This is a genomic window from Flavobacterium sp. UBA7680 (assembly GCF_002482975.1).
Taxonomy (GTDB): Bacteria; Bacteroidota; Bacteroidia; order Flavobacteriales; family Flavobacteriaceae; genus Flavobacterium.
Map to the genome: position 1 here is coordinate 360,394 of NZ_DLHA01000019.1, position 15,523 is coordinate 375,916.

At 34.5% G+C, this 15,523-nt stretch carries 12 protein-coding genes; 7 read left to right on the top strand and 5 right to left on the bottom strand.

From position 1 onward, the window contains the following. Positions 1-141 precede the first annotated feature (141 nt). Complete coding sequence (locus B3C18_RS06520) at positions 142-2,346, bottom strand: TonB-dependent receptor (protein WP_291144213.1); 2,205 nt, start codon at positions 2,344-2,346, stop codon at positions 142-144. Between the two features lie 274 nt (positions 2,347-2,620). Next, positions 2,621-3,634 (bottom strand): zinc-binding alcohol dehydrogenase family protein, encoded by a 1,014-nt coding sequence (locus B3C18_RS06525; RefSeq protein ID WP_291144216.1) that lies wholly within the window; start codon positions 3,632-3,634, stop codon positions 2,621-2,623. Positions 3,635-3,970: 336 nt separating this feature from the next. Here B3C18_RS06525 and B3C18_RS06530 point away from each other — a divergent pair, with 336 nt between their 5' ends. The 4 genes from B3C18_RS06530 (at position 3,971) to B3C18_RS06545 (ending at position 7,387) form a co-directional block, all read left to right on the top strand. Further along, positions 3,971-4,531 carry a GNAT family N-acetyltransferase gene (locus tag B3C18_RS06530; RefSeq protein WP_291144219.1) on the top strand — a complete coding sequence of 187 codons (561 nt, stop codon included), beginning with the start codon at positions 3,971-3,973 and terminating at the stop codon, positions 4,529-4,531. 51 nt (positions 4,532-4,582) lie between these two features. Beyond that, a complete protein-coding gene (locus B3C18_RS06535) occupies positions 4,583-5,452 on the top strand; it encodes a helix-turn-helix domain-containing protein (RefSeq protein WP_291144221.1) in 870 nt (289 codons plus the stop codon). A 79-nt stretch (positions 5,453-5,531) separates the two neighbouring features. Then, positions 5,532-6,581 carry an alpha/beta hydrolase gene (locus tag B3C18_RS06540; protein ID WP_291144224.1) on the top strand — a complete coding sequence of 350 codons (1,050 nt, stop codon included), beginning with the start codon at positions 5,532-5,534 and terminating at the stop codon, positions 6,579-6,581. A 371-nt stretch (positions 6,582-6,952) separates the two neighbouring features. After that, a complete protein-coding gene (locus B3C18_RS06545) occupies positions 6,953-7,387 on the top strand; it encodes a DoxX family protein (protein WP_291144227.1) in 435 nt (144 codons plus the stop codon). A 296-nt stretch (positions 7,388-7,683) separates the two neighbouring features. Here B3C18_RS06545 and B3C18_RS06550 read toward each other — a convergent pair whose 3' ends face one another. Together B3C18_RS06550 and B3C18_RS06555 are read right to left on the bottom strand one after the other, a co-directional pair. Next, positions 7,684-8,076 carry a hypothetical protein gene (locus B3C18_RS06550; RefSeq protein ID WP_291144230.1) on the bottom strand — a complete coding sequence of 131 codons (393 nt, stop codon included), beginning with the start codon at positions 8,074-8,076 and terminating at the stop codon, positions 7,684-7,686. A gap of 83 nt (positions 8,077-8,159) precedes the next feature. Beyond that, entirely contained in the window at positions 8,160-10,088 is a 1,929-nt protein-coding gene (locus B3C18_RS06555; protein ID WP_291144233.1) for a tetratricopeptide repeat protein, read from the bottom strand. A gap of 328 nt (positions 10,089-10,416) precedes the next feature. On the opposite strand from B3C18_RS06555, the gene B3C18_RS06560 reads away from it, so the two are divergent. From B3C18_RS06560 to B3C18_RS06570, 3 genes are all read left to right on the top strand, one after another. Further along, positions 10,417-11,253, top strand: coding sequence for a sulfite exporter TauE/SafE family protein (locus tag B3C18_RS06560; RefSeq protein ID WP_073481851.1), 837 nt, complete (start codon positions 10,417-10,419; stop codon positions 11,251-11,253). Then, entirely contained in the window at positions 11,240-11,647 is a 408-nt protein-coding gene (locus B3C18_RS06565; RefSeq protein WP_180857895.1) for a DUF1634 domain-containing protein, read from the top strand. The genes B3C18_RS06560 and B3C18_RS06565 overlap by 14 nt, the downstream gene beginning before the upstream one ends. A 97-nt stretch (positions 11,648-11,744) precedes the next feature. Then, positions 11,745-12,767 (top strand): LLM class flavin-dependent oxidoreductase, encoded by a 1,023-nt coding sequence (locus B3C18_RS06570; RefSeq protein ID WP_291144240.1) that lies wholly within the window; start codon positions 11,745-11,747, stop codon positions 12,765-12,767. Between the two features lie 217 nt (positions 12,768-12,984). On the opposite strand, the gene B3C18_RS06575 is transcribed toward B3C18_RS06570, so the two are convergent. Then, positions 12,985-15,408 carry a TonB-dependent receptor gene (locus B3C18_RS06575; RefSeq protein WP_291144243.1) on the bottom strand — a complete coding sequence of 808 codons (2,424 nt, stop codon included), beginning with the start codon at positions 15,406-15,408 and terminating at the stop codon, positions 12,985-12,987. Positions 15,409-15,523: the final 115 nt, after the last annotated feature.

A 15,523-nucleotide genomic window follows, 5' to 3' on the forward strand; every position in this document is an offset into this window, starting at 1 on the left:
AAACGTTCCTATGGAACGTAAAATAATAATAACATAATTTTTCTACCGACGAGATGTTCCTCTGGAACATAGAAATATTATACAAAAAACAAAGGCTGTCTCAACTTTTGAAACAGCCTTCCTTCTATTTTTTTTGGATTTTTACCAGCTGTATTTTAATATCAATCTGGCATTAAATGGTGTTCCTGCTGTAAAATGAATTTCTTCTACAGGATCCGTTTCATTTGCCAAACGGGATTCTGTTAAAAATTGCGTTTCTTTCCATTTTGTATTAAAAATATTGTCGATGTTTACCCCTATCGAAACTTTTTTAATTTGATAATTTACAGAGAAATCCGTTATGCAATATCCTTTTGCCACAACCGAATTATCTTCATTTGCCGGACGATCTCCCAAAAATCTTGTTCTTAAACTTCCCGAAAATCCTTTTAAATCTTTTACCGAAAATCCGTTCATTAAAGTATGAACCGGAGCAAGCGGTAAATAATCATTTCCTTTGGGTTCGTCGATTGCTCTTGCGTGTGTATACGTATAATCTGTATTCCAAAATAACCAGTTCGTTAATTGATATCTAAAACCAAAATCAAAGCCTTTACGTTCTGTTTTTCCGCTTGGTTCAACAACCGCTTCGTCGCCCACATACACAAATTCCTGCGCCAGATACAAATACCAAATTGCCGAGTTTACGATCATTCTTGGAAACGGTTTCCAGTTAATTCCTAAATCGGCGCCGTAAGTTTCAGGCAGAATTTTTTCTCCTTTTTGCGCTACCACTACGCGTGTATCATTGCTGTGAAATCCTTTTCCTAATTTTAAGAAATATTGTAATTTGTCATTTTGAGTATAAAGGAAATTCAGTTTTGGGCTTACAATCGCTTTTGTCTGTGTTTGATTTGTATAAGTTGAAGCTAATTGATCTTCATATCCAAACTTAAAATAATCCAAACGCAAACCTCCATTTATTAACCATTTTCCAGATGTAAAATCTAAACTACTATAAGAAAACAAATTCGTTTGGTTGACGCTTCCTAAACTCAAATATTCTAAAACCGTTTTTCGGTTTAAAGTATGCGATAATTCAACATCTTTATTGTTGTCATTTCGTAATCCTGCACCTAATTTAAAAAGCCATTTTTCACTTAACTTCTCATTATATTCCGACTGAAAACCTACAATAGTTCTGTTTTCTTTTTGTTTAATTTGGTCGCCGTTTACAGGATCGTTCAGGAAAAAAGTAAAATTCGAATACAACTCAAAATCATATTTACTTAAATATGCTGTGTTTTTAATATGCGTGTTTTCGTCAATTTTGGCATCATATTGCAGGTTGAAATTGGTTCTACTCGTATTTCCGCCTTCATTTGGATCAATTGCTCCATAATGCGAAATCGTTCCGTTATTTACGGCACGATCCGGAATTTGTCCGCTGGCATCCCATTGACTTTTAAAATGCGAAATCGAAATCGCCAGTTTGTCTCCGTTATTCATTTTAGCCGAATATTTTCCAAATAAATTAATTCGGTTAAAGTTTTGTGGCGCATCAAAATAACCATCGGTCATCATATATTCTCCCGCAAAATAGGCCGACTGATTTTCTTTATTCAGTAAATTGAACAAAGCCACCGTACGAAAAGTATCAAACTGTCCGCCTTCAAAAGAAAGTGAACTGTTTTGTAAAGCATTTTTAGTATTAAAACCAACATATCCCCCCGTTGTAAAATCGCCTTTATCAACAAAATAAGATCCTTTATCAAAATCGATATTATCTACCGTTTCCGGAATAACAAAATGAAGATCGGCGTATCCTTGTCCGTGCGCGTGCGAAACCATATTTACAGGCATTCCGTCAACCGAAACATTAATATCCGTTCCGTGATCGCAGTCAAAACCACGCAGGAAAATCTGTTCTGCTTTTCCTCCGCCCGCATGCTGGCCAATAAAAAGTCCCGGAACTTTTCGCAATAAATCCTGCGAATTGGATACAGGCTGAATTTCTAAATCTATTTTTGAAATTGTATTAAGATATTTCAGATTGTTGGTAATCGTAACTTCTTCCAGTAAAAAAGGTTTTTCTTCTAATTGAATCGATAGATTTTCATTTGATAAAAGCTTTATTTTCTGCGTAATAAATCCTTGTTTCGAAATTTGAAGACTGTCGTCGATTTTAGTTTCTTCTAATGTAAATTTTCCGTTTATATCTGTGTGTGCGTGTGTTTTAGAAATTAAATTCCGAATCAAAACATCAGATAATGGTTTTCCGTTTGCACCATTTACAGTTCCCGAAACTGTTTGTGATTTTGCCGAAAAAGAAAGGATAAAAACAGAGAAGAAAAATAAAAATCGCATCTAGTAAGTTTTGGTATTGGATCGCAAAAATAGTATTCTAGCTTTTGGAATGCAATTAATTTTTTAACACATAGTTACATAGCTTTTCTTTGTGTGTAAAGGCGTTTTACTTGTTTTTAATGCACATAGCTATGTGTGAAAAAACGAGTTTTTTTTAAATATCCTCTTTTCAAGAATTAAAAAAATCTATGTTTCTATGTGTTTAAATAAAAACTACTATAAACACAAAAATCCCATTACAAAATGGGATTTCTATAATTTCTAAAAATTACTCTTAATATTTAATAGCAATTTTACCAATAGTTTTTCCGGATTCTAAAAGCTGATGCGCTTTTTTAAGATTCTCTACAGAAAGTCCTTTATAAGTTTCTTTTAAAGTTGTTTTTAAAACGCCTTCGTCTAATAAATCGGCGATTTTATTTAAAATATGATGCTGTTCGATCATGTCTTCGGTTTGAAACATCGAACGTGTGTACATCAATTCCCAAGAAAAAGAAACACTTTTGCTTTTCAATTTATTTAAAACAACAGGTTCTGCACTTCCGGTAATCGAAGCAATATGTCCTTGTGGTTTAATTAATTCCGCCATAATATCCCAATAGGCATTGGTATCAACAAACTCTAAAATAAAATCTACGTGCTGAAAACCGGCTTCTCTAACCGAAGCAACTAAATCTTTATGATCAACCACAAAATCAGCGCCTTGCTGTTTGCACCATTTTATTGTTTCCGGACGTGAAGCTGTCGCAATAACGGTTAATCCTGCAATTTTCTTTGATAGCTGAATGGCGATAGAGCCAACGCCGCCGGCACCTCCAATAATTAAGATTGATTTTCCTTTGTCTTTCTCCGGATTGATTCTGATTCTGTCAAAAAGAATTTCCCAGGCTGTTAAACCCGTTAACGGAATAACGGCTGCTTCTGCATTGGTTAATGATGTTGGTTTATTGCCTACAATTCTTTCGTCAATAATTTGAAATTCGGCGTTACTTCCTTGTTTTGTCAAATCTCCGGCGTAATAAACGGGATCTCCAACTTCAAATAAGGTTACTTTTTCACCAACTGCCTGCACAATTCCTACGGCATCCCAGCCAATAATTTTCGGGTTTTCGAGAACGGTATCTTTTGCAGCGCTCTGGCGAATTTTAAAATCAACCGGATTTACAGAGATGGCATCAATTTTTACTAATAAATCGTGCGCGCCGGGTATTGGTTTTGCAGTTTCAAATTCGATAAAACTGTCTTTTTCTTCTATGGGTAATGATGATTTGAATCCTATTGCTTTCATCGTTTTTTTTATTTTGATTAAATTATACTAACAAAGATACGAGCAGTTTGAATCTTATAACTTGTATATTTTTATTTTATATTGGTACAAATTTGTTTAAACACATAGAAACATAGATTTTTTTATTTCTTGAAAAAGGGATATTAAAAAAACTCGTTTTTTCACGCATAGCTTTGTGTATTTCGATGGGAAGCTTTGTCAAAGTTTTAAACTTTGACAAAGCTCTACGCGCAAAGCTATGTGCATTGAAACAAGTGAAACGCCTTTACACACAAAGAAAAACTATGTTTCTATGTGTTTAAAAAACTTTAAATTTGCTAAATCAAACTTCTCAAAATGATTATTAGAAAAGCCAATATATCCGATTCAAAATACATTGCTCCTATTTTATTACTGGCAATGGAGGACATCATTTACAAATATATGGGCAAGAAGGATCATGACAGCGCACTCGAATTGGTTTCTTATTTTACTGCAAGAGAAGGCAATCAATATTCGTATGAAAATTGTTTTGTAGCCGAATCTGATAACGAAATTATTGGTGCCTTCAGCGTTTATAATGGTGCCGATTTACGTGAATTGCGCGCTCCTATTATTGAGTATGTTCATCTCAATTTTAATCCTGATTTTTATCTTGAAGAAGAAACACAGGCTGGTGAATATTATATTGATTCGGTGGGAATAAACCCGAAACATCAGGGAAAAGGAATTGGTTCTAAAATGCTTCAGTTTCTAATTGATGAATATGTACATAAAAATAAACTGACTTTGGGATTATTGGTTGATGAAGATAATCCGATGGCGAAAAGTCTTTATTTAAAACTTGGATTTAAGGTTGTGGACAAAAAAACTTTGGTTGGAAAAAAGCTCGATCATCTTCAAATAAGTCCGAATTAAATTTCGACTCTGCCAAAGAAAATTAGTATTTTTAAACCAAAACAAGCCGAAATGAACCACCAAATATTTGAATCTAATTATAAAAAACTGGGATTTTTAATTCTGAATCCCGAAACTGTTGAGGAAATTAATGGTGATGATTACAAAGCATATATTAAGGTATTGTATTTACCCGAAGGTTATGAAATCACAATTGACTTTAAACAATACAAAACTTCAAGTCCTTCCCTATTTTTTATAAACAGCAATCAATATTTACAGATTAATAAGGAAGGAAAAAAGCAAGGTTATTTTATGTATTATAACCGTGACTTTTATTGCGTACAGATTCATGATGCCGAAGTTGCCTGCGACGGTTTGTTGTTCAATAATATTTTTGAAATGCCTATGACGACTTTACCTGAAAAAGAGGTTTTGTTTGTGGAAGGTATTTACAATCAGATTCAGCAGGAATTTGACGCTCCCGATTCTTCGCAGGAAGAAATGATACGCACTTATTTAAAGCAGCTTATTATTAAAGCAACCCGAATCTGGAAAATACAGCAATTGGGTGTTTTGAACGATGAACCTTCAAAGGAAATGGATTTTTTTAGAGATTTCAGCCGATTGGTCGAAATTCATTTCAGAACCAAACATACCGTTGCCGATTATGCTGATATTTTGGGTCTTGCGCCCAAAACACTTTCGAATAAATTCAATCGCTTAGAACTTTCTCAGCCTAACGATATTATTAAAGACCGCATTATTCTGGAAGCTAAAAGGCTTTTAGGCTATTCTTCCTTAAGTGTAAAAGAGATTGCTTACCAGCTCGGATATGAAGATCCGGCTTATTTTAACCGCCTTTTTACCAATAAAGTTGGCGACACTCCATCTAATTTCAAGAAAAAATACCTTCAAGGGAAAAATGTACAATTAGAATAGACTTTTGTCTATTTTTAGAGCCTTATTACCGCCATATCTTTGTCCTATCAAATTATAAATAATTAAAAAGACAAATGATATGAAAACTATTAAAGTATTACAACAGGGTTTATTTATTGCAGCATTGTTAATCGTAAATACAATTGCTTCAGCACAGGAAAGACAATTTAAAGGGCAAAATGACCCTGAAATTTTTACAGAAGTTAGAGGCTTTTTAAATGCCTTAAATTCTGGTGACGGAAAACCTTTGGAACAATTATCTGTCACAGACGCTCGTAACGTATTAGTTGGTGCACAAAAATCCGTTGAAGTTGATTATTCTGGTATTGAAGAATCTGAGAGAGTAATTTCTCAAAACGGTTTGAAAGTAAAAATCCACATTACAAAACCTAAAGGCGCTAAAGCAAATGCTCCGGTATTTATCTTTATTCACGGCGGCGGATGGGTTTTAGGAGATTATCCAACTCATAGAAGACTGGTAAGAGATTTGGTTGTAGAAAGTGGTGCAGTTGCGGTTTTCCCAGATTATACTCCTTCTCCTGAAGCTCAATATCCGGTAGCGATTAATGAAATTTACGCTGCAACTCAATGGGTAGCCGAAAACGGAAAAGAAATTGGTGTAAACGGTAAAAATCTGGCTGTTGTGGGAAATAGCGTGGGTGGAAATATGACTGCTGCAATTACTTTAATGGCAAAAGATAAAAAAGGTCCTCATATTAAATTACAAGTTTTATTATGGCCTGTAACCGATGCTAATTTTGAAACTGAGTCTTATAATTTATATGCTAACGGACGTTTCTTAACTAAAAATATGATGAAATGGTTTTGGGATAATTATTTGCCAGACGCTTCAAAAAGAACAGAAAAATATGCTTCTCCATTGCAGGCAAGTTTAGCAGAATTGAAAGACTTACCTCCTGCTCTGGTTCAAACTGCTGAAAATGATGTTTTAAGAGATGAAGGTGAAGCTTATGCCAGAAAATTAAACGAGGCCGGAGTTCCTGTAACTTTAACAAGATACAATGGATTGATTCACGATTACGGACTTTTAAATCCTATTGCAAATGTTCCGGCGATTCAAACTGCAATTCAACAAGCTGCGGTTGTAATTAAAACTACATTGAAATAAGAATTCAGATATTTGAAAACAAAAAGGGATAGAATTAATTTTCTATCCCTTTTTTACTTTACTAATACTTAAAATAGAAGTCTATTTTAAAAAGAAGTTACTGATGATTACGTTCCAAGTTAATTTACAGAACTTCTAAAAATAAAAACAAAAAATCCTGAGGCAAATGTAGAATTTCATTCAGCAGTAAAAATCATTAGAAATGATGATTTCTCACTAAAAAGCCTTGAAAAAAAGCAATATCAATTGTGAATTCTACTTTTTAAACAATTTGAAGCTTAGAATATCGTTATAAAAATGATTTGCCAGCTTTTTTTAGTTGGAAAAGAATTCGTTTAATCCCCCAATTTGACAAATAAATAATACATAGAATGAAAAACATAACAATATTAGAAGCAGGTTTAGTTTTAAGGATAGTTTTAGGAATCACAATGTTATCAGCAGTTGCTGACCGATTTGGACTTTGGGGCGCGCCCGGTTCTAATGGTGTTGCGTGGGGAAACTGGGAAAATTTTGTTCTTTATACGCAGACTCTTAATTCTTTTGCGAGTAAATCTACTGCCGAAGTTTTGGGAGCAATTGCAACAGGCTTCGAAATTCTGTTTTCTATTTTATTAATTTTTGGTTTCAAAACCAGAATTGCTGCTTTGGGAACTGCTTTTTTAATGTTGGTTTTTGCCATTGCAATGGCGATTTCTGTTTCGGTAAAAGCGCCTTTTGATTATTCTGTTTTGACAAGTGCGGCGGCGGCTTTATTGCTTTCTACAATTGGTAAAACTGCTTTTGCGGCTGATAATAAAATATAATATTCAGTTGTTTTTTAAACACATAGAAACATAGATTTTTTATTGTTGGAAAAAGGAGATTAAAAAAAAATCGTTTTTTCACACATAGCTTTTCCTATTTTCGATGAGTAACTTTATCAAAGTTTAAAACTTTGACAAAGTTCTATGCGCGCAGCTATGTGTATTAATACAAGTGAAACGCCTTTTACACACAAAGAAAAACTATGTTCCTATGTGTTTAAAAACATAAAAAAACGAAAACGAGATAGAATAATCTACCTCGTTTTGCCCCACAAAATATTTAAAAACACCAATACCTACAAAAGTGTTTCTACATAGCTTGCAATTTGAGAATCGGTTTGAGAATTAAAAGAAGACTGCACTAATTGGACGGTTAAAAACAAGGTGTCATCTTTTAATTCCATTTTAACGTCATCATTATTTTCAGAATTTGTTAAATGAATGGTGCTCAGTTTTTCCTGCAGCGCTTCTTTGCCCATATCATCAGAACAGATTTTTTTTACGAAAGATTCTACGTCGTCAAAAACAATATCCAGTCTTGATAAAGGATATTGGTCGTAAGCGGTGAAAGTATTCCAGTCAATATCTACTTTAATATCATAACCCGCTCTTTCTTTTAGTTTTGCTTCAAAAGCCGGAAGTTTTTCTACTTTAATCGATTCTGCTAAACGTTTTTCTGCTAATCCCATATTTAATTTAATTGATTAATTACAGGTGCAAATTTATCTTCCGTATTTTTATCTGGCATCACTATTTATAGTGATTTTCATTTCTATTTTAGTACTGATTTATCCGAATCAATTTTGCCTTTATTGGTTATAATTTCAGTTAACATAGCCGATTCATATCCCATCATTTTAGCTCTTCTGGCTTCTTTTAAGGCTTTTTCGGGCTGTTTTAGTTTATAATACATTTCACCCAGATTACAGACAAAAATGGGTTCTTTCGGGTTTATTTCGATTGCTTTTTCAAAGTACGGCAGTGATTCTTCATAGCGCAGTTCTATATCTAAAATACATCCGTAATTATTGTAGATAAGAGCATTTACTGGAGGCTCGTGCTGTGTTTTTGTGAAATAATATTTTCTTTTCTTAAAGCTGGCTTCAAAACCTTTTGTATACCATAATATTCTGGTTTCAAGAAAATAAGCCGAAGAATATTGAGGATCTATAAGTAATATAGCATTGCATACTTTTTGTGCTTCCTCATAATTTTTGGCAAAAACAAAATCCCAGCCTTCTTTTAAAAGTGCTCTTTTGGTTTCGTCTTCTTTTTTCTCGAGATGTTCGTCGTCTATTTCTTTTTTTCGGTATTCATCAATTTCAATTTCCCAGCCTGTAAAAACTAATTTTTTATTATTTCCAATTACTGTAAAAACTAAATCTTTTGCGGCAGCATCTTTAAAATCAAGAGCAAACAAAACCTGATTTTGGGATCCGGCTGCCAGAACTTCTTCAATTTTCTGATTCAATTTCTGAATATCAATATGTACTCTCATCCAGGTTCGTAAATAAGAACCTCTGTGTACAAAAATGAGTTTTCTGGGTAAATGTCTTAAAGCGGGTTCTGCAATAGCTCCTTTTTCTATTTTATAATATTTAAAATAATTATCGTTTATTTCCAGATAATTTCGTTTGTCTAAACCTTCAAATTCTAAATTCCAGACTACAAGTTTATCTTTTAATTCAAAACGTTCCTGAATGTCATTGGAGTTTTTTATTCTTTCAATTAATTGAGAAAAATGTTCTTCGTTATCATAAAATCTATGACAACGTCGGTTTGCTATAATTTTTTCTTGTTTTTGTTCTTCGCTTATTTCAGTTTCGTTATTGGCTTCGAAGTCCAGTAAAACCGTGTCGTCATTGTATAATTTAAAGCCTCCGTTTTGGTAAATATGAAGATAGATTCGCTTAGATTTTTTACCTCGAATGTTTTTAGGTTCATCTAACGGATATTTCTCCTCTTCAAGTTCTAATTTATCCATAGGAAACGGAACATCTATTTTATAATACCGATCTTCAACAATAGAAAGCCATGACATTTGAAAACGATCTGCATCAAATGGAATATGAATTAAGCTTGAGAAAGCTGATTGGTTTAAATGATAATATTTTGATTGCGTTTCCATTTCTGAAAGTTCTTCTTCAGAATAAAAACAAATATTATTCTCCAGTTTTACATCTGAAATTACATGTTGTGAAGAATTGACAAATGCAACCGAATCGATATACATTAAAAGTTCGCGATCGTGATAAACGCTAAAAGTGGCTTTAAAATAAGTACTAGCCAGATTAACTTGTGCGTAATGATGTGAACCAAAATAATGTGTATAATAAACCAACGGCACACCCAGCAAAACTGCAAGCCATATTGAAAAATACAAGCCATTAAAAGTTCCTGTTTTTTGATACGTAACCAAAGCATAAACACCATAATCTACAAAAAGCAGCAATGCAGTTATCATAATTACGCCAAACACAAATTCTAAACTGATACTGGCGCTGGATTTTCCGTAATAAAAAAAGTAAAAATAACCGCACCAGGCGATGGCAGCATTAAAAAACACCGCAAATCCAAGTCCGAGGAAGTACAATAGAAAATAACTTATAAGCGCGGCAACAAACAATAATCCGACAGGAAAGAAAATTTCTCCGCTAAAATAAACGGGATCAACTCTTTTATACGAACGGTAATTTTTCATGATTTATTCTTCAATTTTAAAACCGCAAATGTAGAAGTTCGTTATAGTGGAGAAGTCATTATAAATGATGATTTTTTAGTTTACGGTTTCAGGTTTCAGGTTTCAGGTTTCAGGTTTCAGGTTTCAGGTTTCAGGTTTCAGGTTTCAGGTTTCAGGTTGGGAACTTTGTCAAAGTTTTAAACTTTGACAAAGTTTTTGAGCACCAGACTGAAAACTCATAACTCATAACTCAAAATTCATAACTAATAACTCAAAACATTTTTAAGGTATATTTAAGTTCCCGAACAAATATGTATTCGTAAATTAGCATCAAACAAAATTTATCTTAATGACAGTACTTACATTTACCCTGATAATGCTGCTTGGTGCTTTTTTAGCAGGTTTTATTGGTTCATTATCAGGCTTGGGCGGTGGCATAATTATTATTCCGCTTCTAACAATTATTCTTGGTGTTGATATTCATTATGCAATTGGAGCTGCTTTAGTTTCGGTAATTGCAACTTCTTCGGGTTCTGCGGCGGCTTATGTTAAGGAAGGAATTACCAATATGCGCCTCGGCATTTTTCTGGAAATTGCTACAACAATCGGAGCTGTTTGCGGTGCTTTACTTTCAACCATTGCTCCTACTTCATTTATTGCCGTTTTATTCGGACTTACCTTGATTTTTTCGGCTATAAATTCGCTTCGTAAAAAAGAAGAACACATTGTTTTAGAATCAAGTCCGCTGGCTAAAAGCTTAAAACTTCAGGGAACTTATCCCACGCACGACGGACAAGTGGTAAGCTACGGAACTAAAAATGTTATTGGCGGTTTCAGCATGATGGGAATTGCCGGAATGATGTCTGGTTTACTAGGGATTGGTTCTGGTGCTTTTAAAGTTATTGCGATGGATAATATTATGCGAATTCCGTTTAAGGTTTCTACCACAACCAGTAATTTTATGATGGGCGTTACGGCAATGGCGAGTTCTGTAATTTACATTCAAAAAGGATATATCGAACCCGGAATTTGTATGCCGGTTGTTATTGGTGTTTTGTTTGGCGCAATGGCCGGAGCAAAAATTTTGGTTAGAACAAATCCTAAAAAGCTTAGAATATTTTTTGCATGCTTGATTTTTGTATTGGCAGTTAATATGATTTATAATGGACTTAATGGAAAAATCTAAAGTTATGACGCACGAAAAATTTGGAGAAAAAGATTTTCAAACCATTATTGGAAACTTATTGCGCTACGGTGTTTGGATTTCACTTTCAGTAGCTTTTATTGGCGGAATCGTTTATTTAATGCACCACGGAAATGACATTGAAGATTATTCTGTTTTTAAAGAAAATGACCGAAATATATTTGAAGTAATTTCGTCGGTTGTAAATGGTGTAATTTCGGGAAGCGGTGAATTTTTGATCTTCTTCGGAATCATATTATTGTTTTTAACGCCTGTTTTCAGGGTTTTACTTTCTCTCTTCTCTTTTTTAATCGAGAAAGATTATTTATATGTAGTGATCACGCTGATTGTTATTCTGATTATTATAACCAGTATTTCATTTGGGTTCTCGCATTAGAATTTTAGATTGTAGATTTTAGAGTTCAGATTTTGGAATTTGGAATTTAAATATTGGAATTTGATATTGATATTGACATTGAAATTTAGAAAAATTTATGGAAATAGGAATCGATAGTTTTGCTTCGGCAATGTACGGCGACAACAATACTTTGAGCAGTGTTGACGCAATGGAACAACTGCTGCAGAGAATTGAATTTGCAGATCAGGTTGGATTGGATGTTTTTGGAATTGGAGAACATCATAAAAAAGAATTTCTGGATTCGGCAACAGCGGTAATTTTAAGTGCGGCTGCGGCTCGAACAAAAAATATTCGTTTGGCAAGTGCGGTAACAGTTTTAAGTGCTGCAGATCCTGTAAGGGTTTACCAAAGTTTTGCGACATTGGATTTAATTTCAAAAGGAAGAGCCGAAATAGTTGTGGGACGCGGATCTGCTATTGAAGCTTATCCTCTTTTTGGATATGATCTTAAAGATTATGATGCACTTTTTAAGGAAAAACTCGAATTACTTTTGCAGGTTAGAGATAATGAATTTATAACGTGGTATGGAAAATTTCGTCCGGAACTGAATAATCTTCCGGTTTACCCGAGGGCTTTACAGGAAAAAATGCCGATTTGGCTTGGCGTTGGCGGAACTCCGGAATCTTTTGTAAGAGCCGGAAGTTTGGGCTTACCTTTAATGGTTGCTGTTATTGGCGGACAAACGCATCGTTTTAAACCTTTAATTGATTTGTATCGTGAAGCCGGAAAAGCGGCAGGTTTTAAACCACACGAATTAAAAGTTGGATTGCATTCGCCAGGATATGTTTCGAATACAACTGAAAAAGCAATTGAAGAATATTATCCGGGTTATGCTGAATTGTGGACGAAATTAGGATATGAGAGAGGCTGGCCTCCGGTAACAAAAGGTAAATTTGATGGATTAATTGATGATTTAGGCGTTCTAATTGTGGGAAGTCCTGAAAGAGCTGCTGAGAAAATTTTACGTCACAGCGAAGCGCTTGGCGGTGTTGAAAGATTTACTTTCCAAATGGATAACGCGGGTTTAACGCATTCACAATTAATGAACGCCATAGAACTCATCGGAACAAAACTAATTCCTTTGATTAAGAAGGGATAGATTTTGGGCCACAGATGACACAGATTAAACGGATTTACGCTGGTATTTTTTAATCGAACGTATAAATAAAACTGTGAAAATCCGTTTAAGCCGTTCAATCCGTGGGCTTTTTTTTGCCACAGATTACACAGATTAAACGGATTTTTATTTTCTTGGAAGATTCAAAATCTTTGTCTCTTTGTCTCTTTGAACCTTTGAACCTTTGTAACTAAAAAATTTAAAACAATTTATAAGTAACTCCAATTCTGAAGTTAATTGGCTGTTCTGTCTGCCAGTAGTATGCATTTAGCCACTCGTAGTAAGAACCGCTGTAAAGATATTTATCTAAGATATTAAATACGTTTCCGGTAACTTTAAATTTACCTGTTTCATATGATAAACCTCCATCAAGTCTGAAATAGTTTGGAAGTTTTTCTAAACCTTCACTCCACGTATCTGTTTGACGTCCTGCAAGGAAAGAACCTCCAATAGAAGCACCAAAACCTTTAAGTGCGCCGCCTTGAACGGTATAATTTAACCATGCATTTGCAGTATGTTTTGCATAACCCGGAACAATAGAACCTGCTCTAATACTTGGCACATTAGAATCAAGAACAATAGATTCTGTAAAAGCATAGTTGGCAATAAGATTAAGACCGTCAAATAATTTTCCTCTTACATCAAATTCAACACCTTCTGCTCTCTTTTTTCCTAAAATAACCTTGAATACATCATTTGGTCCGTTAGTTGGGTCAGCAGTAAGTTCATTTTCTTTTATAATTCTGTATGCTGAAAGAGAGGTATTCCATGAACCGTCAAACCAATCTCTTTTAATACCAAACTCAATATTATTACCTGTAAGAGGTTTTATTGGATCTCCATTTTGCGTAATACCAGATTGAGGTGTAAAAGCCTGATCATACAATCCATAAACCGCTGTATTTGGATCTATAGAAAAACTAAGTCCTGCACGAGGTGTAATGTGGCTGTCTTCCTGAACTTCTCCCCAAGCTGACTGGCTAATCCAGGTGTATCTTGCTGCAAGAGTTAATCTTAGTTTATTTTCAAAAAAACCAACTTCATCCTGAACATAACCCGCAGCATATTCTGAACTCATAAGTCCGCCCGCTCTTTGGCTAAGAGGCGTTTCGTGATCAAAAGCTGGCAGTCCGTTTGCCGGCGTACCATAATTTGGATTATAAACATTAAATGGTTTATCAAGCGTATCAAGATCATGAGATTGTCCCCAATCTGCCATATAATCCTTACTTCCTAAATCTACTCCACCTAATACTTTATGAGTAATTGGTCCTGTATTAAATTTTCCGTTAACAAAAATCTGTCCTAAATACATATTGCTTTCTGCGTCCCAGATACCAACATTTCTAATGATATCTCCAGTTCCAATAGAAACATCCGGAATCTTATCTCCATCAGTATCAATATCAGCCGGACCCACTAAACTTGGCCAAGAACTGTAACCTTGCTGAATGTATTTAAAATAAGAAGTCTGAGCAGTAAGTTTCCAGTTATCATCAAATTTGTGTTCAAATGTCAGGTAACCGCTGTGATCCTGAATATTGGTATCAGGCAATCCCGGCTGCGTCATTGTAAATCCTACCGGAAGCGTTCCGTATCCGCCAGATGCAGGACCAAATACATAATAAGAACCCACTTCCGTCATATTTGCATATTGGAAATTATATTCTGCCGAGATTTTTGTTTTATCGTCAATTTGGTATGAAATAACCGGAGCAATTGCATAACGGTTGTTGTGTTCAAAAGCTCGGTGAGAACCTTTGTTCTGCGCAGCTCCGTTAAATCTATAAAGTAATTTTCCTTTTTTATCTAATTTTCCGTCAAGATCAAGACTTACTCTGTAAAAATCATAGCTTCCGCTAATGGCAGTAACTTCACCTTTGGTAATTCCCGTTGGTTTTTTAGTAACCACATTATAAAGTCCGCTTGGATCTCCGCTGGAAAGCATAAATCCCGCAGGGCCTTTTACAAATTCGATATGGTCAACAAAACTCATATCTTCAGTTAACGGTCCCCAGAAAGAAGAAACCACATTAAATCCGTTACGGAAAGCCTGAATCTGCGAGCCGCGCATTGTAATATTCGTATATAAATCTCCCCAATGCTCTAAACGTACCGCACCACTCACGTTACGAATAACACCGTCACTCATACTTGTAATTTGCTGATCTTTTAATGTTTGAGCACTTACAATTTGTACGTTTTGCGGAATTTCTAATACCGGAGTCTGAAGACGTAATGACAATGAAGGTTTGTCTTGTTTGTATTTATTTTTTGTAATAACAACTTCATCAAGATCTTCCTGACTTTCAGAAAGTGTAAAGTTTTTGGTAGTAGTCTGTTTTGCAGTTACTACAATTGTATTTTCAACGGCGTGAATTCCAACTGCACGAACACTAATAGTGTAAGAACCCGGCTTAACATTTTTAATTTCATATTGACCGTTGTCATTTGTAACAGCCGAATATCTTGTTCCTTTAAGAACTATTGAAACACCCGGCACTGGTTCGTTACCGCTTAAAGAAATTTTTCCGTTTACTTTTCCTAATTCCTGACTCATTGCATTTAGCGATGTCAAAAGAACCATCAAAAAACAAACTTTCTTAATGATATTTATACTCATTTTAGTACTATTTTAAGTTTTGTTTGGCAAAAGTAAACGGTAATGCTGGGGTTTCCAAATTATTTTTAATTATTCTAAATAAATATAAAATAATAAGACTGTTTAGTGATATTTT

What these genes read in the sequence shown, in the direction of transcription:
- B3C18_RS06520 (WP_291144213.1), bottom strand. Translation starts at nt 2,346, where the DNA reads ATGCGATTTTTATTTTTCTTCTCTGTTTTTATCCTTTCTTTTTCGGCA.
- B3C18_RS06525 (WP_291144216.1), bottom strand. Translation starts at nt 3,634, where the DNA reads ATGAAAGCAATAGGATTCAAATCATCATTACCCATAGAAGAAAAAGAC.
- B3C18_RS06530 (WP_291144219.1), top strand. Translation starts at nt 3,971, where the DNA reads ATGATTATTAGAAAAGCCAATATATCCGATTCAAAATACATTGCTCCT.
- B3C18_RS06535 (WP_291144221.1), top strand. Translation starts at nt 4,583, where the DNA reads ATGAACCACCAAATATTTGAATCTAATTATAAAAAACTGGGATTTTTA.
- B3C18_RS06540 (WP_291144224.1), top strand. Translation starts at nt 5,532, where the DNA reads ATGAAAACTATTAAAGTATTACAACAGGGTTTATTTATTGCAGCATTG.
- B3C18_RS06545 (WP_291144227.1), top strand. Translation starts at nt 6,953, where the DNA reads ATGAAAAACATAACAATATTAGAAGCAGGTTTAGTTTTAAGGATAGTT.
- B3C18_RS06550 (WP_291144230.1), bottom strand. Translation starts at nt 8,076, where the DNA reads ATGGGATTAGCAGAAAAACGTTTAGCAGAATCGATTAAAGTAGAAAAA.
- B3C18_RS06555 (WP_291144233.1), bottom strand. Translation starts at nt 10,088, where the DNA reads ATGAAAAATTACCGTTCGTATAAAAGAGTTGATCCCGTTTATTTTAGC.
- B3C18_RS06560 (WP_073481851.1), top strand. Translation starts at nt 10,417, where the DNA reads ATGACAGTACTTACATTTACCCTGATAATGCTGCTTGGTGCTTTTTTA.
- B3C18_RS06565 (WP_180857895.1), top strand. Translation starts at nt 11,240, where the DNA reads ATGGAAAAATCTAAAGTTATGACGCACGAAAAATTTGGAGAAAAAGAT.
- B3C18_RS06570 (WP_291144240.1), top strand. Translation starts at nt 11,745, where the DNA reads ATGGAAATAGGAATCGATAGTTTTGCTTCGGCAATGTACGGCGACAAC.
- B3C18_RS06575 (WP_291144243.1), bottom strand. Translation starts at nt 15,408, where the DNA reads ATGAGTATAAATATCATTAAGAAAGTTTGTTTTTTGATGGTTCTTTTG.